The following is a 26,240-nucleotide window of genomic DNA, read 5'->3' on the forward strand; positions in this document are numbered from 1 at the left end:
AAATTAATTTCTTTCGAATTTTCGTCTTACTGATTACTGCTGAAGCCTTGTGGCGCCTGCCGTGTCAGTGAGGCGGCATTATAGAGATACCTAAGAACTTGGCAACTACTTTTTCATAAAAATTGAATAAATAGGGGTTAACTGCCTAATAGTTCATCAAAACCAAAAAAAGAGAGCATTTCTGCTCTCTTTTTGAACGAATTAATACGCTTTTAGTTAAATAAATGCGTAGGCATCAGCGTACATATGCTCGCGTTTCGCATCTTTTTTCTCAGTAAACTGTTCTCTTGCAGCGCCTGCCATTTCAAAACGACCTGCAATATAGATGTCGTAATCAGCCAGAGACTCAAAGTTATGGTTAATTGCTTCTAGCACATTACCTGTTTGACCACTCCATGCTGCTGGTGCGTCTTCTACTACTGGCACGAAGTGAACATTGCTGTGCTTTTCTGCAATCTCAGTTAGCTCTGCTTTCGCGTAAAGCTGGCGCTCATCTTTAGCACCCCAGTATAGGTGAATCTCTTTTTGGCTATTCTGGGCGATACAGTGATCAAGAATAGAACGTACGTAACTGAAACCCGTACCACCAGCTACTAGTAATAGTGGACGATCGCTCTCTTCTTTTACCCAAGCGTCACCGTGAGGCGCATCAATCGCGATATCTCCATCTTCTGCTAGCGCTTTTTGCATAGCTTCTACTACTTCGAGTGCGTAAGCGTTATGTTCTGCGGCACCGATATGTAGCTCTAGTTCACCTTCGTGACGGCAAGGGCTGCTCGCAATTGAGAATGGGCGCTTATCTTTCTCGCCCATCTCTACCATAAGGTATTGACCAGCTTTAAATGCTACTGGTGTTTCTGGGTGAAGTAGAATCTGGTACGTGTTACACGCCAACGGCTCGATAGACTTCACTTTACATTTAATTGTCATGCTATTCCTCTCACAGACCTTTAATCAGCAAAGGTCAGGACTAAATTACTTTCTGCTATTGCTTGGCAAGCGAAGATCCACCCTTGTTGCTGCTCTTTCTCTGTAAGCATTGGCTCAAGGTGGTAACTGACTTGCCCTTCTAGTTTTTTGCACATGCACATCGCACAAGCGCCGACTTGGCAACGGTTAGGGAAGTTAATGTTGCTGTTGAGCGCAGCATCCAACACCGTTTGCCCTTTTTCTATATCGAAGGTGATATTTTCTGGATACAAGACTACTTGGTAGCTCATAAGATTCCTAGTTGTTCCCAGATACTATCAACTTTTTCGACAATCTTTGGATCTTTTGTAATGGGTGTGCCCCACTCGCGTCGACACTCTTGACCTTGAATCTTATTCGTCGCATCCAATCCCATACGAGACAGTGAAGATGGTTGTGATTCAAAAATCGTATCGCGCGCCGGATCCATTCGCGTGGTGATCGCCCAGATAATATCGTTCCAATCACGAACATTAACGTCGCCATCACACACAATCACGAACTTGTTATCAGCAAACTGCTGCCAGATGGTTTCCATAACCTCTTTTGCATGATGCGCCTTCGCCTTCTCAATCGAAACCACGACCATGCTGCTATTGTTATTTTGCAGATGGATATCGATGATTTCTGGATGAGCTTGCTTGATCTGTTTTAGCGCTTGCTCGCATACCGGCTTGTCTTCACTTACAGCAGAAGCTTCAGGAGACAGTTCAAGCTCAGCATCCCACTTCTTGGTGATATCCAGCCCCATCTTAGAGCCTAAGCCAACAACTGGAGATGCAAAGTCGAGAGAATCAATAGGGGTGCTTTCTATCATCAATGTGTCACGCTTAGGGCTCATATGTTCCGCCATCGCTGCAGTGACTTCAGACCAATCACGTGCATTAACACTCTCATCGCATACCAGTACAAACTTGGTGTACATGAACTGACGTAAGAAAGACCATACCCCCATCATCACGCGCTTTGCATGACCCGGGTACTGTTTCTTCATGGTCACTACTGCCATTCGGTACGAACATCCTTCAGGCGGTAGGTAGAAATCTTCTATTTCAGGGAACTGCTTTTGCAGAATTGGCACGAACACTTCGTTCAGCGCCACACCTAATACTGCAGGCTCATCTGGCGGACGGCCTGTGTAGGTGCTGTGATAAATAGGGTCTTTACGCATGGTGATATGAGTAATGGTAAACACATGGTGTTTCTCTTTCTCATTGTAGTAACCGGTGTGATCACCATATGGACCTTCATCAGCAAACTCGTTCGGGTCGATATAGCCTTCCATCACAATCTCTGCGCTGGCTGGCACTTCTAGATTGTTGCTAATCGATTTAACCACTTCCGTTTTGCTACCACGCAGCAGACCAGCAAACGCGTACTCAGACAGAGTATCTGGCACTGGCGTTACCGCACCTAGAATGGTGGCAGGATCAGCGCCAAATGCGACAGATACTGGGAATGGCTTACCTGGATTTGTCTCCATCCAGTCTCGAAGATCGAGCGCTCCACCGCGATGCGCTAACCAACGCATGATAATCTTGTTCTTACCTATCTTCTGTTGACGATAGATACCCAAGTTTTGGCGTTTCTTGTTTGGCCCACGAGTAACCGTCAAGCCCCAGGTTAGTAGTGGCGCGACGTCGTCCGCCCAGCAGCTCATTACCGGAACTTTATCGAGATCAACCTCGTCACCCTGCCAAACGATCTCTTGGCACGACGCTTTACGCAGGCGCTTGGCTGGCATGTTTAGGACTTGCTTAAAGACCGGTATTTTTTCTATCGCATCTTTAAAGCCTTTTGGCGGCTCTGGCTCTTTAAGATAAGCCAGTAGCTTACCTACTTCGCGTAACTCTTTAACGTCCTGACGCCCCATACCGATAGCCACACGCTCCGGCGTACCAAATAAGTTGGTCAACACAGGCATGTTATAGCCAATTGGGTTTTCGAATAACAATGCAGGACCACCAGCACGTAATGTACGATCGCTGATCTCTGTCATTTCATAATCGGGGTCGACAGGGTGAGAAATGCGCTTTAGCTGACCAACCCCTTCTAGGTGATCAATAAAGTCGCGTAAATCCTTATAACTCATAGGGCTTCTAATGCTGATTAATCTGCAAGCAGTATAACAAAAAGGGGCATCCTGAGATCCCCCTTTTTAGTAAGGTTATTGCGAGGTAAAACCCAGTTACGGTAGCACTTTCTGGATTACAGAGCTTTTAACTTGTGGGTTATCGTTAACTAAGTCTTGTAGCCAACCCGTGTGACCTTGTTTGGCTAACTCACGTGCGACCAACGAGGCGTCGTCTGCTATCGCCATGCGAGAGACTAGAAATGCTTTTACCTCTTCCGAGAGTGGGTTCACTCTTGTGAGTAAGGTGATCGCTTCTTCTTTTAGGCGTGGGTTCTTAGTTGCTGCCATCACCTGCTCTAATGCGAAAGGTTCTTTGCTTTCAGCCAAACGTACTAGCTCTGCTTGACTATGATAGTCGGCTTTCATCTTCCACAGGATTTGGTAGACCTCAGGGTCTTCGCTGACTTGTGCCAAGCGTACTACCACTTCTGTTGATGGTAACCAACTCACGATTGGCGACTCGGTTAACTGTTTAGCTAGGTAATCAACCGCCTCTGGAGACAAACTATCGAGCTCACGAACTAACAATGCTTCTCGCGTTTGAACCTGATGGTCCGCTCCTGTTAGCCACGACTTTAAGTCGAGATCTTTCTTTTCAGCATTTAATACAAATACCAGGGTATTTTGGTCTTCGCGGAACTGTTTGATAAGACGGTTAGCAATAGATGGGTAGTTAAATGCAGGAACCGTAAATTCGTAGCCATCACCACGTTCTAAAACTTGGTAGGTAGGGGTAATCGCGAGCTGTTGCTCGACAAAGATCGACATCTTAGGAGTAAGAACGATACCTTGCTGCTCTATCTTTTTGAGCAGTTGGTAGCGCGCCACTTCCTGCTGGGGAAAAGTAAGACGCTCAAGGGCAAACCGCAATGAGTTCACTTCATCGCGCATCACTAACTCTAGAAACTCTGAGGTCTTTTGTTTTACTTGGTCATTCTCCAGCCATGTTTCGACTGTTTGAGGAGACATCTCTGTCGCGAACGATACGCTGACAGGTGTAAATAACAGTGAAATAGACAGGAGTATTGACGACAACAGTCCATGTTGCATTTTAACTTCCTTGTAACACTTTTGGTTATTCTGCAAGCTACTCGCCAAAAATGCAAATAAAAAGCGCTACCAGTGGCAGCGCTTCATAGTCGTTCTAGATAACGATATCTAACTTATTGACGACGCATTGCGTCGAAGAACTCATCGTTGGTCTTCGTCATCGCTAGCTTGTCGATTAGGAATTCCATTGCATCGATTTCGCCCATTGGGTGAACAATCTTACGTAGGATCCACATCTTCTGCAGTTCATCGTTCTTCGTCAGTAGTTCTTCACGACGAGTACCTGAACGGTTGAAGTCGATTGCAGGGAAGACACGCTTCTCAGCGATCTTACGGTTCAAGTGGATTTCCATGTTACCTGTACCCTTGAACTCTTCGTAGATAACTTCGTCCATCTTAGAACCAGTATCAACTAGCGCTGTTGCAAGGATAGTTAAGCTACCACCTTCTTCTACATTACGAGCTGCACCGAAGAAACGCTTAGGACGGTGAAGTGCGTTCGCATCCACACCACCCGTTAGTACTTTACCTGATGAAGGTACTACGGTGTTGTAAGCGCGAGCGAGACGAGTAATAGAGTCAAGCAGGATAACCACGTCTTTCTTGTGTTCAACAAGACGTTTTGCTTTCTCGATAACCATTTCAGCAACTTGAACGTGGCGAGATGCTGGCTCATCGAATGTCGACGCCACTACTTCACCTTTAACAAGGCGCTGCATCTCGGTTACTTCTTCAGGACGTTCGTCGATAAGAAGAACCATTAGCTCACACTCAGGGTGGTTGTAAGCAATACTTTGAGCAATGTTCTGCAGCAGCATTGTTTTACCCGCTTTTGGCGGAGCAACAATCAAACCACGCTGACCTTTACCAATTGGTGAAGCCAGATCTAGAACACGTGCAGTAATATCTTCTGTCGAACCGTTACCACGCTCCATCACCATACGCTCGTTAGCGTGCAGTGGCGTCAAGTTTTCAAATAGAATCTTGTTACGCGCGTTGTCCGGTTTATCATCGTTAACTGTATTGACTTTCAATAGAGCAAAGTAGCGTTCGCCGTCTTTTGGAGGACGAATCTTACCAGCAATCGAGTCACCCGTACGTAGGTTAAAACGACGGATCTGACTCGGTGACACGTAAATGTCGTCCGGGCCTGCTAGATAAGAGCTGTCTGCACTACGCAAGAAACCAAAGCCGTCTTGCAGAATTTCTAGAACCCCGTCGCCGAAAATGTCTTCGCCGCTCTTAGCATGCGCTTTTAGGATTGCGAAGATGATATCTTGCTTTCTTAGACGTGCTAGGTTCTCAAGACCTAAGCTTTCGCCAAGTTTAACAAGATCAGACACAGGTCTGTTCTTCAGTTCTGTTAGATTCATAGTGGTTGATGCTTGTTTAGTCAAAATAAGGATCTGTTATTTTAGTTAAGATGAATTTGGTCACAGGATCGACCAAGAAGAGAACTTGTTTAATTAACGTGCGATAAACTAGCACTAAATACTAGCCTAGTCTAGATTTTGTTAGTCTTCAAAAACAAAACCGTGCACTCTTGCATGCACGGTCTCATCTATCAATTATAGGTTAGCGTCTAGAAACTCTTTTAGTTGAGTCTTAGACAGCGCGCCTACTTTCGTCGCAGCTACGCTACCATCTTTAAATAGAAGAAGCGTTGGAATACCGCGGATACCAAACTTAGGTGGCGTACCTGCGTTTTGGTCGATATTTAGTTTACCGATAGTGAGTTTGCCTTCGTACTCGTCTGCGATTTCGTCCAGGATAGGAGCGATCATTTTACAAGGACCACACCACTCTGCCCAAAAATCAACAAGAACTGGGCCTGCAGCGTTAATTACGTCGGCATCAAAACCGTCATCTGTAAGCTGCAAAATCTTATCACTCATCTTCCACTCCAATGTGTTTTTCTGAACTGGCTGCATGATAACCAGCATTTAGATGCCCTATTGGAATGTATTTACTTTCGTATTGCAAGCTTAAGCTGATATTCTATAGCCATGAAAAAGACGCACATCACAGAGCAAAAGTTCGCCGATTTGGGTTTACACCCTCAAATTACTGAAGGTCTGGAGAAAAAAGGGTTCGAGTTTTGTACCCCAATCCAAGCCTTGGCGTTGCCGGTACTGCTCACCGGCCAAGACATCGCAGGCCAAGCCCAAACGGGTACAGGTAAGACATTAGCTTTCCTGACTGCTACTTTTAACCACTTACTGACGACTTCAGAGCATGAAGGCCGTAAGCCTAACCAGCCGCGAGCCATTATTATGGCACCAACGCGCGAGCTAGCGATTCAGATCTTTAATGATGCTGAGCCGCTAATCGCAAGCACAGGTATCAAAGCGGCGCTTGCTTATGGCGGTGAAAGCTATGATAAGCAGCTAGCTAAGCTTGAAGATGGTGTCGACGTACTAATTGGTACTACGGGTCGTATCATCGATTTCTACAAGCAGCGCGTGTTTAACTTAAACCACATTCAAGCCGTTGTTCTTGATGAAGCAGACCGTATGTTCGATCTTGGCTTTATTAAAGACATCCGTTTCTTGTTCCGTCGCATGCCTGAACCAAAAGAGCGTTTGAACATGCTGTTCTCAGCAACACTCTCTTACCGCGTTCAAGAATTGGCATTCGAGCACATGCACAACCCTGAGCATGTTGTGGTTGAGCCAGAAGTAAAAACAGGCCACCGTATTCAAGAAGAGCTATTCTACCCTTCTAATGAACATAAAATGGCGCTACTGCAAACTCTTATTGAAGAAGAGTGGCCAGAGCGTGCAATCATTTTTGCCAACACTAAACATAAATGTGAATCCATTTGGGGTCACTTAGCAGCAGATGGCCATCGTGTTGGTCTACTCACTGGTGACGTTCCGCAGAAAAAACGTGAACGTATCCTAGAACAATTCACTAAAGGTGAAGTAGACCTATTAGTTGCAACCGACGTTGCAGCACGCGGCCTACATATTCCTCAAGTAACGCACGTATTTAACTTCGATCTACCTGACGACTGTGAAGATTACGTTCACCGTATTGGTCGTACTGGCCGCGCTGGTGCAAGCGGTCACTCAATCAGCTTTGCTTGTGAAGACTACGCCATCAACCTTCCACCGATTGAAGAGTATATTGAACACGCGATTCCGGTATCTGACTACGATCCAAGTGCACTGATCGAAGATCTACCTGCACCGCTTCGCATGCGTTCGAATCGTCCGCAGCAACGTCGTACCAATACTGGTGGATCTCGTTCGGGTAATCGTCGTCCAAACAACCGCTCTCGCCAGCGTCAACAAAAGGATTCTTAAGTCGTCTATGAGCCAAGCAGTTTCATCTCCGCTATACGCAGCCATCGATCTCGGGTCGAACAGTTTCCATATGCTCGTTGTGCGTCACATTGATGGCAGCGTTCAGACTATGGCTAAAATCAAACGCAAAGTTCGCCTTGCCGCAGGGCTAGACGAACATAACGCGCTAAGCCTTGAAGCCATGCAACGCGGCTGGGACTGCTTGAGTCTTTTTGCTGAGCGACTACAAGATATTCCAACCGAAAACATCCGCATTGTAGGTACAGCAACGCTGCGTACTGCTACTAATGTGGATGCTTTTCTTGAAAAAGCGAATCAGATTCTAGGTCATAAGATTGAAGTCATCACTGGTGAAGAAGAAGCCGCCACTATATATAAAGGTGTCGCGCACACTTCTGGTGGCAGTGGTCGCCGTTTAGTGGTGGATATTGGCGGAGCCAGTACCGAGCTGATTATTGGTGAAGGTTTTGAAGCCAAAGCACTGACGAGCTTAAAGATGGGCTGTGTCACTTGGTTAGAGCGCCACTTTAAAGATCGCCAGCTAACAGTCACTAACTTCAATAATGCAATTCTTGCCGCGAAAGAAACTCTGCAACCAATCTTAGAGCAGTATACAGAGATAGGTTGGGATGTATGTGTCGGGGCTTCTGGCACAGTACAAGCGCTGCAAGAAATCATGTTGGCCCAGGGCATGGATGAAGTTATCACTCATGCCAAACTGAAACGTCTACAAAAACAAGCCATGCGGGCTGATCATCTTGAAGAACTGGAAATTGAAGGTTTAACACTGGAAAGAGCTCTGGTGTTTCCAAGTGGTTTGTCGATACTGATTGCTATCTTTGAGCTGTTAGAAATTGACTCTATGACGCTCGCAGGCGGCGCTTTGCGTGAAGGCTTAGTGTACGAGATGGTCGATGAACTTAAGCAAGATGATATCCGCGCTCGTACTATTGCTAGCATTCAAAAGCGTTACCAGATTGACAGTGTCTACGGGGAGCAAGTCGCAACCTTAGCTAAACACTTACTCTCTCAATGCCAGGAAGATTGGATAGCTGAAGAGCAAGGGAAAGTGTTATTAGACACCGCTGCTAAGCTGCACGAAGTTGGCCTAACCATCGATTTCAAAAAAGGTGGAGAGCACAGCGCCTACTTACTGCAAAGCCTAGATTTGCCAGGTTATACCCGTGCTCAAAAGCATCTGCTGGGTGAAATTGCTCGCCGTTACCGTGAGCAGTTAACCTCGCTGCCTGAACAGCATGCTGTCTCTGGTTCAAGTGCGAAGCGTATTTTGCGTTTGCTACGTCTCGCAGTATTGCTGACTCACCGTCGCAATCCAGAGCTTGAGCCTAACATCGCCCTAGCATCTGAAGGGGATAAACTCACCTTAACCATTGACGCAAAGTGGTTAGACTCCAACCCTCTCACCAGTGCGGAGCTCGAAATTGAAGCCAACCGCCAAAGTGACATTGGCTGGCCTCTAGTTGTTATTGCCCAGTAGCCAAAACGCAACAAAAAGCCCGAGTATCTTACTCGGGCTTTTTCGTTTAATTAGCGCCAACCACTTTAAAGTCGGGATTGACCACAGTGAGTTTTCTTACCAGGAAGTTTAGTAACACGCCATACATAGGAACAAACAAACCTAAGCTAATGACTAACTTGAAGCCGTAATCCACCAGCGCGATTTCAGTCCAATGCTCCGCCATAAATGGATCTGGGCTCTGATAAAAAGCAATAGCGAAGAAAGCAATGGTATCAAGTGCATTGCCAAATAGTGTCGAACAGGTTGGAGCTACCCACCACTGCTTTAACTGACGCAGGCGGTTAAACACGTGCACATCAAGAATCTGACCTAATAGATAAGCCATAAAGCTTGCGATCGCGATACGCGCAACAAATAGGTTGAACTCACCTAACTGACTAAAGCCTTGGAATGCGCCTTCGTAAAACAACACAGATAGACCATAAGAGACCGCCAGCGCAGGTAGCATCACTAAAAATATAATGCGACGAGCGAGCTGAGCACCAAAGATACGTACAGTCAGGTCAGTTGCTAAGAAGATAAAAGGAAACGTAAATGCGCCCCACGTCGTGTGGAAACCAAACACGGTAAAAGGAAGCTGAACCAAATAATTGCTCGACGCAATGATGATCAGATGGAACAGAACTAATAGAAAAAGGGCTTTGCGCTGCTGCGCAGGGGTAAAGTTACTCATGCGATACCTTTTTAGTTTGGTTTGGGGGTGAGGGAACCCAAATCGACATCTTCCAAGCCACTGGAACACGCCTTACCAACAATGTTAAATGAAATAATAGCGAAATCTGCAATATGACAGATATTGCGGCGGGCGATTATACATTAACCACTTTATGCCGCAAGCGTGAGTTATTAAGCAATCGTTGGCGTATGGCTTTTAGTCTAAAAGCCTCGTTGAAATAACGACGCGAGAAAGTCGAGTTCTTCTTTTGAATCATCTATAGCCAAAGCTTCAAACCAGACACTTTCACTGTAGTGCTCCGATTTTAAGAACAACTGACAATCTTCAAAGTCAATCAACCACGAGTGAATATCGGCATCCCACTGCTTCTCGATAACCGAAGCCGATAATAGACCAACCAACTTGTCAGCCAACTCTGGGAAACTGTCGAAATCAAAACGCGGCGTACTAATAATGATACGTCCGTCGTCTCGCTGGTACTCAGATAAACCAAATTCCGTTTGTGTTGAATCAGCCATGATTGGTCAAATGCTCCTGAATTAAATCTAAGAAAGGATCGGCGTACTTCTCTAGCTTACGCTGACCGACACCGTTTACTGCTAACATCTCACCATAAGAAGTCGGCAGGATTTCTGCCATATCTATTAGCGTGGCATCGCTGAACACCACATATGGTGGTAATCCATCTTCATCAGCAATCGCTTTGCGTAGCTTGCGCAGTTTAGCAAAGAGCTTCTTGTCGTAGTTTTTACTGATCAACTTATCAGACTTGGCTGCCCTTGCTGCAGTATCTAAGCGAGGCACCGCTAATTCTAAAGAAACTTCACCACGCAGCAGCGGGCGTGCTTCTGGCGTTAACTGTAATGTGGAATTTCGGGTGATGTTCTGGAACAACAACCCTTTATGAATTAACTGACGAAAAATACTCACCCAGTAGTCGTGGCTGTTATCACAGCCAATACCATAGGTAGAGAGCTTATCGTGACCATTTTCGCGTACACGAATATTTTGCATACCACGCAGCACTTCGACCACATAACCAATACCAAAACTCTGATTAACCCGATAGACACACGAGAGTGCTTTTTGCGCTTGCTCGGTAGCGTCAAAATGCTTAGGGGGATCTAAACAGATATCGCAGTTGCCACAAGGCTGCTCTCGATATTCACCAAAATAATTCAATAGTACTTGGCGGCGACAGGTTTGCGCTTCCGCAAACGCACTCATGGCATTGAGCTTGTGTGCTTCAACCTGCTTTTGCGGACCATCATCTTTTTCATCCAGCATACGACGCAACCAGCCGATATCCGCTGGGTCATACAGCATCATCGCTTCTGCAGGTAATCCATCGCGTCCTGCTCGGCCCGTTTCCTGATAGTAAGACTCGATATTACGCGGAATATCAAAGTGAACCACAAAACGCACATTTGGCTTATTTATCCCCATGCCAAATGCCACCGTCGCCACCACAATTTGCAGATCATCGCGTTGAAAGGCTTCTTGGACGTAGGCGCGTTCATCGGCCTCCAGCCCCGCGTGATAACTTGCCGCACGCAGACCGTTGTTACAAAGTTTCTCGGTCACCATTTCCACTTTCTTGCGACTGCCACAGTAAATAATGCCACATTGACCACGTTGCCCCTCAAGGAAACGGACAACCTGCGAGATAGGCTTATGCTTCTCTACCAAGGTATAGCGGATATTCGGACGGTCAAAACTGCCCAAATAGGTGTGAGGATTATTGAGTTGCAAACGCTGCATAATGTCTTTGCGCGTTGCATCATCGGCGGTTGCTGTCAGCGCCATGACGGGTACATGGGGGAAAGTCTGCTTTAGCTGTCCCAGCGAAGCGTATTCTGGCCTAAAGTCATGTCCCCACTGAGAAATACAGTGCGCTTCATCAACCGCTATCATCGACAAAGGTAAACCATGTAACCTGTCGATAAAGTCACGCATTAGCACACGTTCTGGTGATACATACACCAACTTAGTAATGCCGGTGTTCATCCGATTATAAACCGAAATCAACTCCTCTCGAGGCATGGTCGAGTTAATACACTCAGCGGCTACGCCATTCGCTTTAAGCTGATCAACCTGGTCTTTCATCAGTGAAATCAAAGGAGAAATTACCAAAGTTAAGCCGCTGCGTACTAAAGCTGGGATCTGGTAGCACAATGACTTACCACCACCCGTTGGCATAATGACTAAACTGTCCTCCCCCGCCACCGCTGACTCAATGACTTCTTGCTGCCCATCGCGAAACTCTTGATAACCAAATACCTCCTCCAAAACACTTTGGGGAGTCATGGTCGATTCAGATTGTTCAGCTAGCAGTGTGGCAGTCATTAAATTCTCAATAAGGAGTGGTAAGCGGAAGAGCAAGGGGCTAATTGTAATTGGGAATGATGGTGAATAAAACTGCAAATTACTAGGTGATTAATAGAGTCGTTCGTATACTGGATGTTTCATTTTGTAAACGAAGTGTTGGGAACCGACCGATGACACCAGAAGAACAACAAAAAGCTCGGCAAGGCGTATTACTTGCCATCGGAGCCTACACCATGTGGGGTATCGCCCCAATTTACTTTAAAACGATTGGTGAAGTCTCGCCGCTCGAAATCCTTAGCCACCGTGTAGTCTGGTCTTTTGTGCTACTGGCGTTTTTGCTGCATATTGGCCGTCGTTGGCGTGGTGTACGCGACGTCATCCGCTCTAAAAAGAAGATGGCGTTTTTGATATCCACCTCTTTATTAGTGGGCGTAAACTGGCTGATCTTTATTTGGGCAGTCAACGCCAACCATATGCTGGATGCCAGCTTAGGCTACTACATTAACCCACTGATCAATGTATTGCTCGGCATGCTGTTTCTTGGCGAACGACTCAGAAAGCTTCAATGGTTTGCAGTCGTGCTAGCTGCGTGTGGCGTATTGGTTCAACTGATAGCGTTTGGCTCAGTGCCAACCGTAGCAATCGCGCTTGCCCTCAGCTTTGGCTTCTATGGCTTGCTACGAAAGAAAGTTAGCTTGGATGCGCAAACAGGATTGTTCATTGAAACCCTTATCATGCTCCCAGCTGCCGCCATCTACCTACTTTGGATTGCGGATAGTGCAACGTCTGATTTGATGAGCAACCCAATGACATTGAATCTATTGCTGATCTCAGCAGGTGTCGTGACAACCTTGCCACTGCTCTGCTTCACTGGCGCAGCAACACGACTAAAACTATCGACATTGGGCTTTTTCCAATACATAGGACCAAGTTTGATGTTTTTACTCGCAGTCTTAGTTTATGGCGAGGCCTTTACTACCGATAAAGCCATTACCTTTGCCTTTATTTGGGGTGCCTTGGTTGTGTTTAGCTTTGATGGACTTAAAACCAGTCGCCAAACGAGAAAAGCCGCTTTGGCCAAGTGATCGTTTTTTACAAGACATACTTCGACAGTCGCGCTAAGCTTGGTGAAATATTCACCAAGCTTTTTTGTTTCTATGGATAAGGTTCAATACCAAACAGTGCCCAATCAAGAGATAGGTTTGATCGACGCAAACTACCAGACGTTTGCCTTTCAGCGCCACTATCACCTTGATTTTCACATTGGCCTTATTACTCAAGGGGAACAAAAGTTCCATTATCAAGGTAACTCTTACCACGCTGGCCAAGGGCAGATAGTCTTAATGCCGCCCGATGAACTGCATGATGGGCAATCCAAACTCGACTCTGGCTACAAGGTGAAAGTATTTTCTCTAGAGCCTCAATGGCTAAGTGATCTTGCGGATCTAAAACGATCATCAGATATCGTCAGTTTCAATCAACTGGTTATTGAAGATTCACACGTTTTCAACACCTTAGCCGAACTGCACCAAGCGCTGACCAACACCAATATTAGCCAACTTGCCAAAGATTGCCTCCCATTTGAAGGATTTACCCAGTTGTTTGAGCGTTATGGCGCGAAAGAACAAAAGCACGTAGTGCCTTTGGGCAATCAGTCAGTCGCAACGCTCAAAGAGTATTTGATGGCGAACCTAGACCAGCCGGTAAAATTAGAACAACTGTCGACCTTGTGCCAGCTGAGTCCAACTCAATTTCAACGTCACTTCAAAGCAAAAGTAGGCTTAACCCCCTACGCCTGGCTAAGCCGCTTACGACTTGAACACGGTATGAAACTCCTTAAAAGTGGCATTTGTGGCACAGATGTCGCCCATCAAATAGGCTTTTACGATCAAGCCCACTTTAGTAAGGCCTTCAAAGCAACCTACGGCGTCTCCCCTTCACAAGTCAGTTAGTGCCAATAATTTACAATTCACCATGATGTGATTTTGGCAAACTAAGCAAATCACAGTACCTAAGAGTTTCCGTCATGAGTGAGATAACCATCCTTATTACTTTAGCCACCGTTCACTTTATTGCTCTAATGAGCCCTGGGCCAGATTTCGCCCTTGTGGTCCAAAACGCAACACGCTACGGCCGTCAAACCGGGCTATACATCGCTCTAGGGTTATCTTGCGGTATTTTGCTTCATTCAATATTGAGTTTAACGGGCATCAGCTATCTAGTGCATCAACAACCAACCATGTTTGCATTGGTGCAAATCACTGGTGGCAGCTACTTGTTTTATTTAGGTTATAGTGCTCTCAAAGCGACATGGCTTAATCGAAAAAAGCCTGCTGATACAAATCACACTGACGAGACACAGCTGCTATTGAGCAATAAGCGACAAGCTTTCTCTCGTGGGTTTGCCACCAATATCCTCAACCCCAAAGCGTTAGTCTTTTTTGTCAGTTTAATGTCCTCTTTAGTACCAGCCACCATGTCTCTCAGTGGGAAGGGAGCCGCCCTCACTATTTTATGGACCCTCTCGTTAGCTTGGTTTTCGTTCCTCGCTTGGGCACTTTCAACCCAGCGTATGCAACATAAATTGCAATCTATCACCGTCTATATAGATAGCCTTTGCGGCGTGATTTTCACGGTAATTGGGAGCGGGATTCTATGGCAATCGATCAACAGCCTAATTAGTTAAAGCATCTAGACTGGGAATAATTAGTCACATCACTACCTTTAAGGATGCATTTATATGCACCAATAACTGCATTTATGCGCAAAAATCCACCACCAAACGCCCCCAACAAGAGGGAAAAGATCATCGATCATCCCTAGCGCTTGTGCGAGATCTCTCACAAGCAAGTGAGCAAAAATAGCTTTTTCGCTAAGACTAATATCATTAACCAAACATAAGTTATTGATAATAGTGAATTTGTACGTTTTTGTATCACTTTTTGGGTTAGGAAATCGTTTTCGTCATATTGATGAAATTCGGTAGCAGCGTAATATGAACCCTGTCGGAAGGATGCTGACACGGAACAGGAAATTACCACGGATTAGGTAATCTTCAGGAAGAAGATACGGTTGCTTAGGATGAGTAATCGGCATGGATAGCAAATTGGACATTGAACGGACGCAATAGTAACTAGGATGGTTGCTACTAAGGATGGGAAATGGACACCTCTGGACGAGGCAAGGAACGATCATCAGGATGATGAAAGGGACACCGCTCAGGGAACAAGCGAAGTGAGCTAACGAGGATTGTTAGTGGACCAGGATAGGGTCAAGGACACCGCTAGGATGGCGAGAAAAGGACTAAGCTGAAGGACATCAGCATACTATCAAGGATTTGATGCATGGAGCACTTTTAGTAGCCGGATTGCTGCGAGTAAGACTATAACCCCGATGGGCGCAAGCCCTCGGGGTTTTTCTTTTTCTGGTTAGCAGTCATCATCAACCACATTGGTCGTGATGGCGGCATCTGCTTGAGAAGCTGTCGGATAAAAGATTTCTACCATGCAGCGAATATTGCTCGCTGGAGGCAGTTCAAGGTATGAAATCAGGAAATAAGCGGTACTAAAGCCCGCGCCTGGAGATTTGGTAATCGTCATACTCGGATCGAGTCCAGCAAACTCTCTCGCCGCTAACACAAACTTAATGTGCCCATAGTAACCAATAACATCATCAACTCCATCGTTATCAGTATCAATATTGACAACATTGGAGTCCACTTGAGTTTGGCCTTGTAACGCAGCTTTGGTGTAAACCTGAGAATCAGCCGTTAAAAAAGCCGCCTTAGCGCCAAGTAAAGTCGCGACACGAGCATCTTTCTTTAGGTTGATAAATCTCGGCGCCGCTGTTACTGCAATAATTCCGATAATGACAATAACAACGACCAGCTCTATCAAGGTAAATCCATGTTGTTTTCTTAGCACCATAGTACCACTTCACGCTTCACTTACTTGTAGTATAGATAAGCGTGAAGTTAATGAGCCAATTTAGAGCTTTTCCAACCTTGCGTAGGCCGTAACGAGCCATTTAATGCCCTCACCATTAAAGGCAACTTGGACTCGGCTTTGCGGACCACTGCCTTCAAAGTTGATGATGGTACCTTCACCAAATTTTGGGTGCATTACACGTGTACCTAAACTAAAACCGGTTTCGTTAAAGTTCTCTTTGACCACGGTTTGACTGAAGCGACCGGAGCTAGCTGGGCGGCTAACTTGCGCTTTCATGCGTACTTCGTCCAAGCACTTTTCAGGTAGCTCACGGATAAAGCGAGAAGGTTTATGGTACTTGTCTTGACCATACAAGCGACGCATCTCGGCATAGGTAATGTAGAGTTTTTCCATCGCACGAGTCATGCCCACGTAGCAAAGTCGGCGCTCTTCTTCCAAACGCCCCGCCTCTTCAGCAGACATCTGGCTCGGGAACATCCCCTCTTCGACACCTACCATAAACACTAATGGGAACTCTAGACCTTTAGCACTATGCAAAGTCATCAGCTGAACGGCATCGTCAAACTCATCCGCTTGACCTTCGCCAGCTTCTAATGCCGCGTGAGTTAAGAATGCCGTCAGCAGCGTCATTTCATCAGCTTCTTCTGGCTTTTCAAACTGACGGGTTGCAGTGACCAGTTCTTCCAAGTTCTCAATGCGAGCTTTCGACTTCTCGCCTTTTTCTTGCTCATACATGGCGAACAGGCCAGAGTATTTGATCACGTGGTCGGTCTGCTCATGCAAAGACAGCTCATTCGTGTCGTCTTCTAGTGCATTGATCAATTCAATGAATCGGCTTAATGCGCCCGCAGCACGACCAGCCAGAACTTGGTTTTCAAGTAAGTGGATACTTGCTTGCCACATAGTGCTGCCTTGGTCTCGCGCAGCAAACCGAATCGTCTCGAGCGTTTTATCACCTAAGCCACGGGTTGGTGTATTCACCACACGCTCAAAGGCGGCATCATCATTGCGGTTTGACATTAAGCGCAGATAGCTCAGTGCATCTTTGATCTCTTGGCGTTCGAAGAATCGCATCCCGCCATAAATACGATAAGGCAAACCAGCTTGAATTAGCGCTTCTTCGAGTACACGTGACTGAGCGTTATTACGATAGAGCATAGCAGCATCATTCAATACACCGCCTTTATCTTGCCACTCTTTAATCTTGTTCACTGCAAAACGCGCTTCGTCTAGCTCGTTGTAAGCCGAATAAACAGAGATCGGCTCACCTTCCGCCCCATCAGTCCACAGCTCTTTACCCATACGTTCCGTATTGTTGGCAATCAGCGTGTTAGACGCTTCCAGAATGGTTTTGGTCGAGCGGTAGTTCTGCTCCAAGCGAATCGTATTTACGCTTGGGAACTCTAAAGTAAACTTCTCAATATTTTCAATTTTTGCCCCGCGCCAACCATAAATTGACTGGTCATCATCACCCACGATCATCACGTGAGAATCTGGACCAGCCATCATGCGCAGCCAAGCGTACTGGATGTTGTTGGTGTCTTGAAATTCGTCGACCAGAATATGTTTAAAGCGTGCTTGGTAATGCTCACGAATGTGTTTTTTGTCACGCAGTAACTCGTGGGCACGCAGCAAAATTTCCGCAAAATCGACTAAGCCCGCTCGGTCACACGCTTCTTGATACGCACTATACAATTGCAGGTAGGTCTTAGTAATCGGGTCACCGTAGGCGTCAATATGGCTTGGGCGTAAACCTTCGTCTTTTTTACCGTTAATCCACCAAGCAACTTGCTTTGCTGGCCACTGTTTTTCGTCTAAGTTTTGCGCTTTGATTAAACGGCGCAATAGACGAACCTGATCGTCAGTATCGATAATCTGGAAATCTTCCGGCAGCTTTGCATCTAAGTAGTGAGCCCGAAGAATACGGTGACAGATACCGTGGAAAGTGCCGTTCCACATCCCAGAAGCACTACCCATCATCAACTCTTCAATACGGCCACGCATTTCTGCCGCCGCTTTGTTGGTGAAGGTTACTGACATGATTGAGAATGGCGACGCTTGCTCTACCGACATCAACCAAGCGATGCGATGTACAAGTACGCGCGTTTTACCACTTCCTGCTCCCGCAAGCACAAGTAAGTTTTCTAAAGGGGCGGCAACGGCTTCACGCTGCTTGTCGTTCAGACCATCGAGAAGTAATGAAGGATCCATTCTGGGCTCAGCTACTGGTTATCTATACATGAAAAGTGATTATAACCTAAACAGCGACTGCATTTCAGAACAAAAAACAGAAAAAATCACAGCTTTTAAGTAATTAAAAATCAGACACTTAAATAGACAATCAGAATGTTTGAATGATTTTCTATAATTTTTTTGAAAGTTTTTTAACCACTTTTCTATCCTTTTATTTAAGCAAGCTGATGAAAAAGCTAATGATTCACTTGCCCACATAAATAAAGGAATAAAGTCTGAGGATAATACGATGAAAAAATCAAATCTTGCTGTTACTGCCGCTGTTACTGGTCTACTTGCTCTAGGTGGCACTATGCTCACCGCGGCCCCTGCTGTTGCCGCTGAAAAAGAGAAGTGCTACGGCGTATCAAAAGCTGGTAAAAACGACTGTGCTACAAAAACTAGCTCATGTGCAGGTACTGCAAAAGAAGACAACCAAAAAGACGCTTTTGTCGTCGTTCCTAAAGGACTTTGCGGCAAGCTAACAGGCGGAAGCACTCAGTCTTCATAATTCTAACCTTCTGTCCATAAGATGAACGGCTAAGGCTCAACAAGCCGTTCATCTTCACTCACTCGCAAAGGACTAGCCCGTGACAAACCATAACTATCACAAACATATTGGTGTAGGGTTGCGAACACCTCATTTGGATTATTTCACTCACCAGAAGCCTGCGCTGTCATGGTTAGAAATCCACAGTGAAAACTACTTTCAGCCCCACTCTGCTGCTCGTCATACTCTAAGAAATCTTGCCAATGACTACCGCATTAGTTGTCACGGTATCGGATTATCGTTAGGTAGCGTTGCTCGAGTAAATAAGAAACATCTCGAACAACTCAAAAGTTTGGTCGACGAAATTGAACCATTTCTCGTCTCTGATCATTTAAGCTGGAGTGAAAACGGTGGCCACTATTTCAATGATCTGCTCCCGCTACCTTATACCGAAGAAGCATTGGGTGTTTTTTGCCGCAATGTGGTCGAGGTACAGGAGTTTCTGCAACGGCCGATGCTAATTGAAAACCCATCAAGTTATGTGAAGTTCGCTCATTCCACCATTCCTGAATGGGAGTTTCTAGCAGAAGTGCAACGTCGTACTGGCTGCAAACTGCTCTTGGATTTGAATAATATCCACGTTTCAGCCTTTAATCATGGCTTCGATACACAGACCTATTTAGATGCCATCCCAGCTGAACATGTCGATGAAATTCACTTGGCAGGTTTCACCATCAAACAGTTAGAGAAAGGTGAGATCTGGATTGACACTCATAGCAAGCCCGTCAGTGATGAAGTCTGGCAATTGTATGAGCAGTGGCTTACACAACATGGTTCTCGCCATACCCTTATTGAATGGGATTTAGACATTCCTCAACCAGAAATATTGCTAGCAGAAGCGGACAAAGCCAATAAGCGTTTGAATCGGCTGCTCGCCAAAGACGAAGAGAGGATTGCTTCATGAGCCTTTCTTTGACAGAGCTACAACATCAATTCGCCAAGGCGCTCCACTATCAAGCTACCGGGGAAGAATGCCAGATAGTCAGCGATACCTTTAGTGCCGACGAACGAATGCAGATTTATCGGAATAACTTTGTTGTTAGCCTTAGTGAGGTGCTTGAAGCCACCTATCCGATGGTTTCTGCATTAGTCGGCGAGGAATGCTTCACTCAGTTAGCACGCCAACATGTTCTTCTTCACCCTCTAGAAGCGGGAGATGTGAGTGAGTATGGTGCGCATTTCTCCCAGACCATTGAGCGATTCCCTGCCGTTGTTGATGCTGCGCCTTATGCATCGGAAGTTGCTCGCTTTGAATGGTGTATTGATATGGCTCAGCAGCAACAAGGTAACGTCTCTGTTCCAGACAGCTTACTGCCTCTGACCAAGTTGGCAGAGATAGAGCCGGAATTACAACCATCGGTCCATCTACATTTATTGCCAGGCGTGATGCCATTTCACTCCCAATATGCCGTGTTTGCGCTGAAAAAAGCCATTGAAAGCAATCAATTTGATGATTTGGTTTTAGACCAGCAGCAATACGGTGTTATCTGCTGCTCTCTGCAAGGAACGGTTTGGATGCAACCTCTCAATGACGGTGCATTTGAATTACTACAACACCTGCATTCTGGGAGCACCTTAGGTGAAATGCCACCTCATACACTGGAACATCTTAATTATTTTGTCGAAAGCAACTTAGTTGCTGGGTTTTCGCTCGCGCGTTAAGGGAAAAACCATGTCTGAATCTATAAAAAAAATACTTGTTAGCTACGATGCGCTGATCGAAAAGGCGCAATCTGTTTTCGTACCACTGCTTCTGCTCTTCTGTAGACTGTGGGTAGCTTGGGTCTTCTTCAATTCCGGCTTAACCAAGATTTCCACTTGGGATAGCACGCTCTTCTTGTTTGAATATGAGTACCAAGTTCCATTGTTGCCTTGGCAGCTTGCCGCCTATTTGGGTACTGCAGCAGAGTTAATACTGCCAGTATTCGTAGCCTTTGGATTATTAACTCGCCCGATGGCTGCAATACTATTTGTATTTAACATTATTGCTGTGGTGTCTTATCCAGTACTCTGGGAGCAAGGTTTCTTTGACCACCAATTGTGGGGATTAATGATCCTAATCGTTGTGGTATGGGGACCAGGACCATTATCCGTTGATAAGTTATTACGCGGAAAGTTTGCTGATTAATTATCTTCGCTCAAGTCATCTTTGACTGAGTTCACAGCATCACGTGAGGCATGACCAATCGCTTTGGTTGTGTCTCGTGTTGCATGACCAATGGTTGTCGCAGCATCACGAGTCGCGTGGCCAATTTCCGTACCTGCTTGCTTTAGCTCCGCACAACCGACCGCACCTAATAGTACTAATGTGCTCAATACAAACATCTTACCTAGTTTCAGCATATGTCCTCCTTGCGTACTAAGGCGATTATCATAGCAATAAAAAACGCCCCTGACTCATCGAATTAGGGGCGTTTCACTAGTGCGATAAAAACCGATTAAGCGCTAATACCTGAATGACGTAGCAAGGCATCGATTTGTGGCTCACGACCACGGAAGCGTTTGAACAGTTCCATTGGCTCTTCACTGCCACCCATCTCTAGAATGTTGTTTAAGAAGCTTTGACCCGTTTCCGTATTAAAGATGCCTTCTTCTTCAAAGCGAGAAAACGCATCTGACGACAATACTTCTGCCCATAGGTAGCTGTAGTAACCCGCGCTATAACCACCAGCAAAAATGTGGCTAAAGCTGTGCGAGAATCGGTTCCACTCTAGGCTTGGCAATACCGCCACTTTTGATTTCACATCAGCCAGCGTCTCAAGTACACGCGGGCCAACTTCTGGGTCAAACTCAGTGTGCAGCGTGAAATCAAACAAGCCAAATTCTAACTGACGCAAAATGAACATCGCTGATTGGAAGTTTTTCGCTGCCAGCATCTTCTCTAGCATCTCTTTTGGTAATGCTTCACCTGTTTCAAAGTGACCAGAAATAAACGCCAAGGCTTCTTCTTCCCAGCACCAGTTTTCTAGGAACTGACTTGGCAGTTCAACCGCATCCCATGGCACACCATTAATGCCCGATACCGCACCGGAATCCACTTGAGTCAGCATATGATGAATGCCGTGACCAAACTCGTGGAATAGCGTCACCACTTCATCATGGGTAAACAGCGCAGGCTTGTCTCCTACTGGGCGGTTAAAGTTACAGGTTAAGTACGCCACAGGCGATTGCAGTTCACCTTGAGCATTGATACGACGAACTCGGCACTCATCCATCCACGCGCCACCGCGTTTATGTTCACGAGCATACAAATCTAGGTAGAAGCTACCACGCAAGTTGTTGTCAGCATCAAAAATATCGAAGAAGCGCACTGACTCATGCCATGTATCCACGCCCTCTCGCTCTTGAACAGACATGCCAAACACGCGCTTCAATACTTCAAACAGACCACTTACCGCTTTCGCCTCAGGGAAATAAGGACGCAGTTCTTCATCTGAGATTTGGAATAGGTGCTGCTTTTGTTTTTCGCTGTAGTAAGCGATATCCCATAGGTTGAGCTCTTCAACACCAAACTCTGCTTTAGCAAACTGGCTCAGCTCCTCTACCTCACGTTCGCCTTGCGGTTTTGCTTTGCTCGCCAAATCATTTAAGAAGCCAAGAACTTGAGAGGTATTCTCTGCCATTTTGGTTGCTAGAGACTTCTCGCTATAGGTATTGAAACCAAGCATACGAGCGATCTCATGACGCAGTTTAAGTTGCTCATTAATGATTTCGCTGTTGTCCCACTCGCCCGCTTTCGGACCACGATCCGACGCACGAGTCACGTACGCTTCATACAACTCTTTACGTAGTTCTTGGTTATCACAGTAAGTCATCACGGGTAGGTAAGACGGAATGTCCAAAGTAAGTAGATAACCCTCAAGTTCTTTAGCTTCAGCCGCTGCTTTGGCCGCCGCCAATGCGGATTCAGGCATACCCGCGAGCTCTTTCTCATCTGCAACATGCTTAGTCCAACCCATAGTGGCATCTAAAACATTGTTAGAGAATGTAGAGCCTAGCTCAGACATACGCTTACTAATCTCACCATAACGATGCTGTTCATCGGCAGGCAAGCCAATGCCCGACAGTTCAAAGTCGCGTAGTGAATCAGTAATGGTTTTCTTCTGCGCTTGGCTCAATTTGGCAAATGCATCGCTCGCTTTGATCGCTTTGTACGCTTCGAACAACCCTTTGTGTTGACCAACCCAAGTACCGTACTCAGAAAGTAACGGCAGGCAGCTTTCGTATGCTTCACGCAGCTCATCACTGTTGACCACCGAGTTCATGTGACTAACAGGAGACCAAATACGACTTAAGTGATCGTCCACCTCTTCGATAGGCGCCACAACGTTATCCCAGTTTGGAGCGGTATTGTTTTCCAGTACCGAGTCAATTTTAGCGCGACACGCCTCAATCGCTTGCTCAACCGCAGGTTTAACGTGTTCAGGCTTAATCTGTGAAAACGGGGGAAGATCCGTGAAAGTCAGTAATGGGTTAGACATAAAGCATTCCTTTTGATTCAAAGACGTTCTTTAGCGACATCTTTTATTTCTGTTAGATACTAAATATAGGTAGGTTCAGCAATTTTCAATAGTAACGTATACTAAGAGCCATCATTCATCATGCTCTTTGCCCCTTTTGTGAGAGAAATATTTTGTTAAGTTACCGCCACAGTTTTCACGCAGGCAACCACGCTGACGTGATTAAGCATATTGTTCAAAGCCTTATCCTTGATTCTCTAAAGCAAAAAGATAAGCCATTTGTTTACCATGACACGCACTCTGGCGTTGGTCGCTACGACTTGACTCACGAATGGTCAGAGAAAACCGGTGAATATAAGCAGGGCATTGCCCGTGTTTGGGACCAAAAAGAGATTCCAGCAGAGCTTCAAGGTTACCTTGATGCCATCAAAACACTCAACAACGGCGAAGCATTGCGTTACTACCCAGGCTCACCGCGAGTAGCACGCGCCCAGATTCGTCCGCAAGATCGCATGGTTCTAACCGAACTACATCCAGCCGATCACCCGTTGCTTGAACAAGAATTCCATCGCGATCGCCAAGTAGCCATCTACAAAGAAGATGGGTTCAAACGCCTAAAAGCAAGCTTGCCTCCACAAGAACGACGTGGCCTAGTTCTGATTGACCCACCATACGAGCTAGCGAAAGAGTATCGTGATGTGGTGCAAGCAATCTTCCAAAGCTACAAGCGCTGGGCAACGGGCATCTACGCCATTTGGTATCCTGTGGTCAACCGCTGCGACATTGAGGATATGATTGAAGGCTTGGAGGGATTAGGCATTCGTAAGATTCTACAAATTGAACTTGGCGTCACACCAGACACCAACGAGCGCGGCATGACGGCATCTGGCATGATCGTGATTAACCCGCCGTGGAAGTTGGAAAGTCAGATGAAAGAAATTCTGCCATTCTTAAAAGAAGCGATTGCCCCTGCAACCGGTCACTGGAAAGTAGACTGGATCGTTCCTGAGTAACCATCCGTATTCTCAATCTCTAAAAGCGCAACGATGAGGTCGTTGCGCTTTTTTATTTATTTTTAAAAAATTTTCGTCTCTGCTTCGTCTTTTATTTTTGGCCTGCGTCTTAAGTGTGTAAATCATCAAAATATGAAAGAGAGACATCATCATGCTTAAAGTAGTTAGCTTCAAAATCTGCCCATTTGTCCAACGTGTTACCGCAGCACTAGAAGCAAAACAGATCCCATACGAGATTGAATACATTAGTTTAAAAGACAAACCGCAATGGTTCCTAGATATCTCACCAAACGGTCAAGTACCTGTAATGGTGACTGAGTCGGGTACTGCGCTGTTTGAATCAGATGCGATCATCGAGTACATCGAAGATGAGTACGGCCCACTAGAGCAAGGCGTCACTAACGAGCAACGTGCACTTGACCGCGCTTGGAGCTACCTAGGTTCAAAACATTACCTACCTCAGTGTGGAACCATGGGCAGTAAAGACAAAGCAACATTTGAAGAGCGTGCAGAGAAGCTGATTAAAGTATTCCAAAAAGCAGAGAAACAACTGTCTGGCGAAACGACATTCTTCAAATCAGATCAACTAAGCAATGTTGATATGGCATGGTTGCCTCTGCTACACCGCGCAGCAATTGTTAAAGCGCACTCGGGTTACGATTTCCTATGTGGCTTACCAAACATGCAAGCGTGGCAAAAAAACATTCTAGAGTCAGGGTTAGTTGAAAAAACCGTATCAGAAGACTTCGTTCAACTGTTTAGCGATTTTTACCTCTCTAACACCTACCTAGCCGACGGTAAAGACGTACAAGCGAATACTGGCTGCGGCTCATCAAGCTGCTGCGGCTAATCACTCTTCTCGTTCTGATCATTAAAAACCCCAAGCGGAATAACGCCTTATTCCGCTTTGTTACCCCTTCATCGTTATTTGTCATAAGCAATATCACTTTTTCCCATTTAGGAAATTGCTAGACTCGATTTATGATAGGGATAACGGATCATGCCCAGCAAACTTGGGCAGGTAACAATTCATTGCGGGATGTTGAGTTCGTAGCTCATCACCCCCATGTAACTGCTATCGGATAAAATTAATAAGCTCTTGGAGAAAGTAATGGCGACTCATTTTGATTACATCTGTATCGGCGGCGGCTCAGGCGGTATCGCATCGGCTAACCGTGCAGCGATGTACGGCGCAAAAGTCGCGCTGATTGAAGCTCAAGACCTAGGCGGCACGTGTGTAAACGTAGGCTGTGTACCAAAGAAGGTCATGTGGCACGGTGCGCAAATTGCAGATGCAATGAACCTATACGCTGAAGACTACGGCTTCGATGTAGATGTAAAAGGCTTTGACTGGAGCAAACTAGTTGAAAGTCGCCAAGCTTACATTGGTCGTATCCACCAGTCTTACGATCGTGTTCTGGGTAACAACAAAGTCAACGTCATCAAAGGCTTCGCTAAGTTTGTTGATGAGAAAACGGTTGAAGTAAACGGCGAGCACTACACAGCGGATCATATCCTAATCGCTGTTGGTGGCCGTCCAACGATTCCAAACATTCCAGGTGCGGAATACGGCATCGACTCTAACGGTTTCTTCGAGCTAAACGAGCAGCCAAAACGCGTTGCAGTTATCGGCGCAGGTTACATTGCGGTAGAAATTGCTGGTGTACTGAATGCGCTTGGCACTGAGACTCACCTGTTTGTGCGTAAAGAATCTCCACTACGCAGCTTTGACCCAATGATCATTGAAACGCTAGTTGAGGTTATGGACGCAGAAGGTCCTAAGCTTCACACTCAATCTATTCCAAAAGAGATCGTTAAAGAAGCGGATGGCAGCCTGACTCTTCACCTAGAAAACGGCAACACGCAAAACGTTGACCAACTTATCTGGGCAATCGGTCGTCACCCAGCAACAGACGCAATCAACCTTGCATCAACTGGCGTTGAAACTAACGATCGCGGCTACATCAAAGTAGACGAATACCAAGAAACCAACGTGAAAGGCATCTACTGTGTAGGTGACATCATGGAAGGCG

At 45.9% G+C, this 26,240-nt stretch carries 25 protein-coding genes; 12 read left to right on the forward strand and 13 right to left on the reverse strand.

What is annotated here, in order from left to right; genetic code table 11:
- Positions 1–216 precede the first annotated feature (216 nt).
- From fre to trxA, 6 genes are all read right to left on the reverse strand, one after another.
- Positions 217–930, reverse strand: a complete 714-nt coding sequence (gene fre / locus AC4MRV_RS17170) for an NAD(P)H-flavin reductase (RefSeq protein WP_150895980.1) — start codon at positions 928–930, stop codon at positions 217–219.
- 20 nt (positions 931–950) lie between these two features.
- The gene (locus tag AC4MRV_RS17175) at positions 951–1,220 is read right to left on the reverse strand and encodes a 2Fe-2S iron-sulfur cluster-binding protein (RefSeq protein WP_032552274.1); all 270 of its coding nucleotides are present in this window, start codon (positions 1,218–1,220) and stop codon (positions 951–953) included.
- Positions 1,217–3,061, reverse strand: a complete 1,845-nt coding sequence (gene ubiD, locus AC4MRV_RS17180; RefSeq protein WP_491188544.1) for a 4-hydroxy-3-polyprenylbenzoate decarboxylase — start codon at positions 3,059–3,061, stop codon at positions 1,217–1,219. Before ubiD ends, AC4MRV_RS17175 begins: the two co-directional genes overlap by 4 nt.
- Before the next feature lie 96 nt (positions 3,062–3,157).
- A complete protein-coding gene (locus tag AC4MRV_RS17185) occupies positions 3,158–4,153 on the reverse strand; it encodes a hypothetical protein (protein WP_491188545.1) in 996 nt (331 codons plus the stop codon).
- Positions 4,154–4,266: 113 nt separating this feature from the next.
- A complete protein-coding gene (rho, locus tag AC4MRV_RS17190) occupies positions 4,267–5,526 on the reverse strand; it encodes a transcription termination factor Rho (protein WP_005475035.1) in 1,260 nt (419 codons plus the stop codon).
- 195 nt (positions 5,527–5,721) lie between these two features.
- Positions 5,722–6,048 carry a thioredoxin TrxA gene (trxA, locus tag AC4MRV_RS17195; RefSeq protein WP_004409639.1) on the reverse strand — a complete coding sequence of 109 codons (327 nt, stop codon included), beginning with the start codon at positions 6,046–6,048 and terminating at the stop codon, positions 5,722–5,724.
- 111 nt (positions 6,049–6,159) lie between these two features.
- On the opposite strand from trxA, the gene rhlB reads away from it, so the two are divergent.
- Both rhlB and gppA read left to right on the forward strand, forming a co-directional pair.
- A complete protein-coding gene (gene rhlB, locus AC4MRV_RS17200) occupies positions 6,160–7,461 on the forward strand; it encodes an ATP-dependent RNA helicase RhlB (RefSeq protein WP_491188546.1) in 1,302 nt (433 codons plus the stop codon).
- Between the two features lie 7 nt (positions 7,462–7,468).
- Positions 7,469–8,959 carry a guanosine-5'-triphosphate,3'-diphosphate diphosphatase gene (gene gppA / locus AC4MRV_RS17205; RefSeq protein WP_491188547.1) on the forward strand — a complete coding sequence of 497 codons (1,491 nt, stop codon included), beginning with the start codon at positions 7,469–7,471 and terminating at the stop codon, positions 8,957–8,959.
- 46 nt (positions 8,960–9,005) lie between these two features.
- On the opposite strand, the gene AC4MRV_RS17210 is transcribed toward gppA, so the two are convergent.
- The 3 genes from AC4MRV_RS17210 to recQ all read right to left on the reverse strand — a co-directional run bounded on the left by AC4MRV_RS17210 (position 9,006) and on the right by recQ (position 12,023).
- The gene (locus AC4MRV_RS17210) at positions 9,006–9,674 is read right to left on the reverse strand and encodes a 7-cyano-7-deazaguanine/7-aminomethyl-7-deazaguanine transporter (protein WP_491188548.1); all 669 of its coding nucleotides are present in this window, start codon (positions 9,672–9,674) and stop codon (positions 9,006–9,008) included.
- A gap of 203 nt (positions 9,675–9,877) precedes the next feature.
- A complete protein-coding gene (locus tag AC4MRV_RS17215) occupies positions 9,878–10,195 on the reverse strand; it encodes a DUF3630 family protein (RefSeq protein ID WP_491188549.1) in 318 nt (105 codons plus the stop codon).
- Entirely contained in the window at positions 10,188–12,023 is a 1,836-nt protein-coding gene (recQ, locus tag AC4MRV_RS17220; protein ID WP_491188550.1) for an ATP-dependent DNA helicase RecQ, read from the reverse strand. The genes AC4MRV_RS17215 and recQ overlap by 8 nt, the downstream gene beginning before the upstream one ends.
- A 152-nt stretch (positions 12,024–12,175) precedes the next feature.
- On the opposite strand from recQ, the gene rarD reads away from it, so the two are divergent.
- From rarD to AC4MRV_RS17235, 3 genes are all read left to right on the forward strand, one after another.
- The gene (rarD, locus tag AC4MRV_RS17225; RefSeq protein ID WP_491188551.1) at positions 12,176–13,090 is read left to right on the forward strand and encodes an EamA family transporter RarD; all 915 of its coding nucleotides are present in this window, start codon (positions 12,176–12,178) and stop codon (positions 13,088–13,090) included.
- A 72-nt stretch (positions 13,091–13,162) separates the two neighbouring features.
- The gene (locus AC4MRV_RS17230) at positions 13,163–13,957 is read left to right on the forward strand and encodes an AraC family ligand binding domain-containing protein (RefSeq protein WP_491188552.1); all 795 of its coding nucleotides are present in this window, start codon (positions 13,163–13,165) and stop codon (positions 13,955–13,957) included.
- Between the two features lie 74 nt (positions 13,958–14,031).
- The gene (locus AC4MRV_RS17235) at positions 14,032–14,691 is read left to right on the forward strand and encodes a LysE family translocator (RefSeq protein WP_491188553.1); all 660 of its coding nucleotides are present in this window, start codon (positions 14,032–14,034) and stop codon (positions 14,689–14,691) included.
- Between the two features lie 742 nt (positions 14,692–15,433).
- On the opposite strand, the gene AC4MRV_RS17240 is transcribed toward AC4MRV_RS17235, so the two are convergent.
- Both AC4MRV_RS17240 and uvrD read right to left on the reverse strand, forming a co-directional pair.
- Positions 15,434–15,931, reverse strand: coding sequence for a prepilin-type N-terminal cleavage/methylation domain-containing protein (locus AC4MRV_RS17240; RefSeq protein ID WP_491188554.1), 498 nt, complete (start codon positions 15,929–15,931; stop codon positions 15,434–15,436).
- Between the two features lie 60 nt (positions 15,932–15,991).
- Entirely contained in the window at positions 15,992–18,163 is a 2,172-nt protein-coding gene (gene uvrD / locus AC4MRV_RS17245; protein ID WP_491188555.1) for a DNA helicase II, read from the reverse strand.
- Positions 18,164–18,434: 271 nt separating this feature from the next.
- On the opposite strand from uvrD, the gene AC4MRV_RS17250 reads away from it, so the two are divergent.
- From AC4MRV_RS17250 to AC4MRV_RS17265, 4 genes are all read left to right on the forward strand, one after another.
- Entirely contained in the window at positions 18,435–18,695 is a 261-nt protein-coding gene (locus tag AC4MRV_RS17250) for a BufA1 family periplasmic bufferin-type metallophore (protein WP_367987599.1), read from the forward strand.
- Positions 18,696–18,774: 79 nt separating this feature from the next.
- Positions 18,775–19,638, forward strand: coding sequence for an MNIO family bufferin maturase (bufB, locus tag AC4MRV_RS17255; protein WP_491188556.1), 864 nt, complete (start codon positions 18,775–18,777; stop codon positions 19,636–19,638).
- Entirely contained in the window at positions 19,635–20,396 is a 762-nt protein-coding gene (locus tag AC4MRV_RS17260; protein WP_491188557.1) for an HvfC/BufC N-terminal domain-containing protein, read from the forward strand. The genes bufB and AC4MRV_RS17260 overlap by 4 nt, the downstream gene beginning before the upstream one ends.
- Positions 20,397–20,406: 10 nt before the next feature.
- The gene (locus AC4MRV_RS17265) at positions 20,407–20,862 is read left to right on the forward strand and encodes a DoxX family protein (RefSeq protein WP_491188558.1); all 456 of its coding nucleotides are present in this window, start codon (positions 20,407–20,409) and stop codon (positions 20,860–20,862) included.
- Here the strand turns inward: AC4MRV_RS17265 and AC4MRV_RS17270 are convergent.
- Both AC4MRV_RS17270 and prlC read right to left on the reverse strand, forming a co-directional pair.
- Complete coding sequence (locus AC4MRV_RS17270) at positions 20,859–21,077, reverse strand: hypothetical protein (RefSeq protein ID WP_491188559.1); 219 nt, start codon at positions 21,075–21,077, stop codon at positions 20,859–20,861. The genes AC4MRV_RS17265 and AC4MRV_RS17270 overlap by 4 nt on opposite strands.
- A 95-nt stretch (positions 21,078–21,172) precedes the next feature.
- The gene (gene prlC / locus AC4MRV_RS17275; protein WP_491188560.1) at positions 21,173–23,215 is read right to left on the reverse strand and encodes an oligopeptidase A; all 2,043 of its coding nucleotides are present in this window, start codon (positions 23,213–23,215) and stop codon (positions 21,173–21,175) included.
- A gap of 152 nt (positions 23,216–23,367) precedes the next feature.
- Between prlC and AC4MRV_RS17280 the strand changes: the two genes are divergently transcribed.
- The 3 genes from AC4MRV_RS17280 to gorA all read left to right on the forward strand — a co-directional run.
- Entirely contained in the window at positions 23,368–24,207 is an 840-nt protein-coding gene (locus AC4MRV_RS17280; protein WP_491188561.1) for a 23S rRNA (adenine(2030)-N(6))-methyltransferase RlmJ, read from the forward strand.
- 151 nt (positions 24,208–24,358) lie between these two features.
- Positions 24,359–25,057, forward strand: coding sequence for a glutathione S-transferase family protein (locus tag AC4MRV_RS17285; protein ID WP_491188562.1), 699 nt, complete (start codon positions 24,359–24,361; stop codon positions 25,055–25,057).
- 261 nt (positions 25,058–25,318) lie between these two features.
- On the forward strand, positions 25,319–26,240 hold a 922-nt coding region (gorA, locus tag AC4MRV_RS17290), incomplete at its 3' end, for a glutathione-disulfide reductase (protein ID WP_491188563.1).

Source organism: Vibrio sp. (genome assembly GCF_984391705.1).

Coding starts and splice junctions, on each gene's coding strand:
- AC4MRV_RS17175 (WP_032552274.1), bottom strand. CDS start 1,220: ATGAGCTACCAAGTAGTCTTGTATCCAGAAAATATCACCTTCGATATA.
- AC4MRV_RS17250 (WP_367987599.1), top strand. CDS start 18,435: ATGAAAAAATCAAATCTTGCTGTTACTGCCGCTGTTACTGGTCTACTT.
- AC4MRV_RS17215 (WP_491188549.1), bottom strand. CDS start 10,195: ATGGCTGATTCAACACAAACGGAATTTGGTTTATCTGAGTACCAGCGA.
- AC4MRV_RS17285 (WP_491188562.1), top strand. CDS start 24,359: ATGCTTAAAGTAGTTAGCTTCAAAATCTGCCCATTTGTCCAACGTGTT.
- rhlB (WP_491188546.1), top strand. CDS start 6,160: ATGAAAAAGACGCACATCACAGAGCAAAAGTTCGCCGATTTGGGTTTA.
- AC4MRV_RS17230 (WP_491188552.1), top strand. CDS start 13,163: ATGGATAAGGTTCAATACCAAACAGTGCCCAATCAAGAGATAGGTTTG.
- gppA (WP_491188547.1), top strand. CDS start 7,469: ATGAGCCAAGCAGTTTCATCTCCGCTATACGCAGCCATCGATCTCGGG.
- AC4MRV_RS17210 (WP_491188548.1), bottom strand. CDS start 9,674: ATGAGTAACTTTACCCCTGCGCAGCAGCGCAAAGCCCTTTTTCTATTA.
- fre (WP_150895980.1), bottom strand. CDS start 930: ATGACAATTAAATGTAAAGTGAAGTCTATCGAGCCGTTGGCGTGTAAC.
- trxA (WP_004409639.1), bottom strand. CDS start 6,048: ATGAGTGATAAGATTTTGCAGCTTACAGATGACGGTTTTGATGCCGAC.
- rarD (WP_491188551.1), top strand. CDS start 12,176: ATGACACCAGAAGAACAACAAAAAGCTCGGCAAGGCGTATTACTTGCC.
- AC4MRV_RS17235 (WP_491188553.1), top strand. CDS start 14,032: ATGAGTGAGATAACCATCCTTATTACTTTAGCCACCGTTCACTTTATT.
- uvrD (WP_491188555.1), bottom strand. CDS start 18,163: ATGGATCCTTCATTACTTCTCGATGGTCTGAACGACAAGCAGCGTGAA.
- recQ (WP_491188550.1), bottom strand. CDS start 12,023: ATGACTGCCACACTGCTAGCTGAACAATCTGAATCGACCATGACTCCC.
- AC4MRV_RS17265 (WP_491188558.1), top strand. CDS start 20,407: ATGTCTGAATCTATAAAAAAAATACTTGTTAGCTACGATGCGCTGATC.
- rho (WP_005475035.1), bottom strand. CDS start 5,526: ATGAATCTAACAGAACTGAAGAACAGACCTGTGTCTGATCTTGTTAAA.
- prlC (WP_491188560.1), bottom strand. CDS start 23,215: ATGTCTAACCCATTACTGACTTTCACGGATCTTCCCCCGTTTTCACAG.
- AC4MRV_RS17260 (WP_491188557.1), top strand. CDS start 19,635: ATGAGCCTTTCTTTGACAGAGCTACAACATCAATTCGCCAAGGCGCTC.
- AC4MRV_RS17240 (WP_491188554.1), bottom strand. CDS start 15,931: ATGGTGCTAAGAAAACAACATGGATTTACCTTGATAGAGCTGGTCGTT.
- AC4MRV_RS17185 (WP_491188545.1), bottom strand. CDS start 4,153: ATGCAACATGGACTGTTGTCGTCAATACTCCTGTCTATTTCACTGTTA.
- ubiD (WP_491188544.1), bottom strand. CDS start 3,061: ATGAGTTATAAGGATTTACGCGACTTTATTGATCACCTAGAAGGGGTT.
- AC4MRV_RS17270 (WP_491188559.1), bottom strand. CDS start 21,077: ATGCTGAAACTAGGTAAGATGTTTGTATTGAGCACATTAGTACTATTA.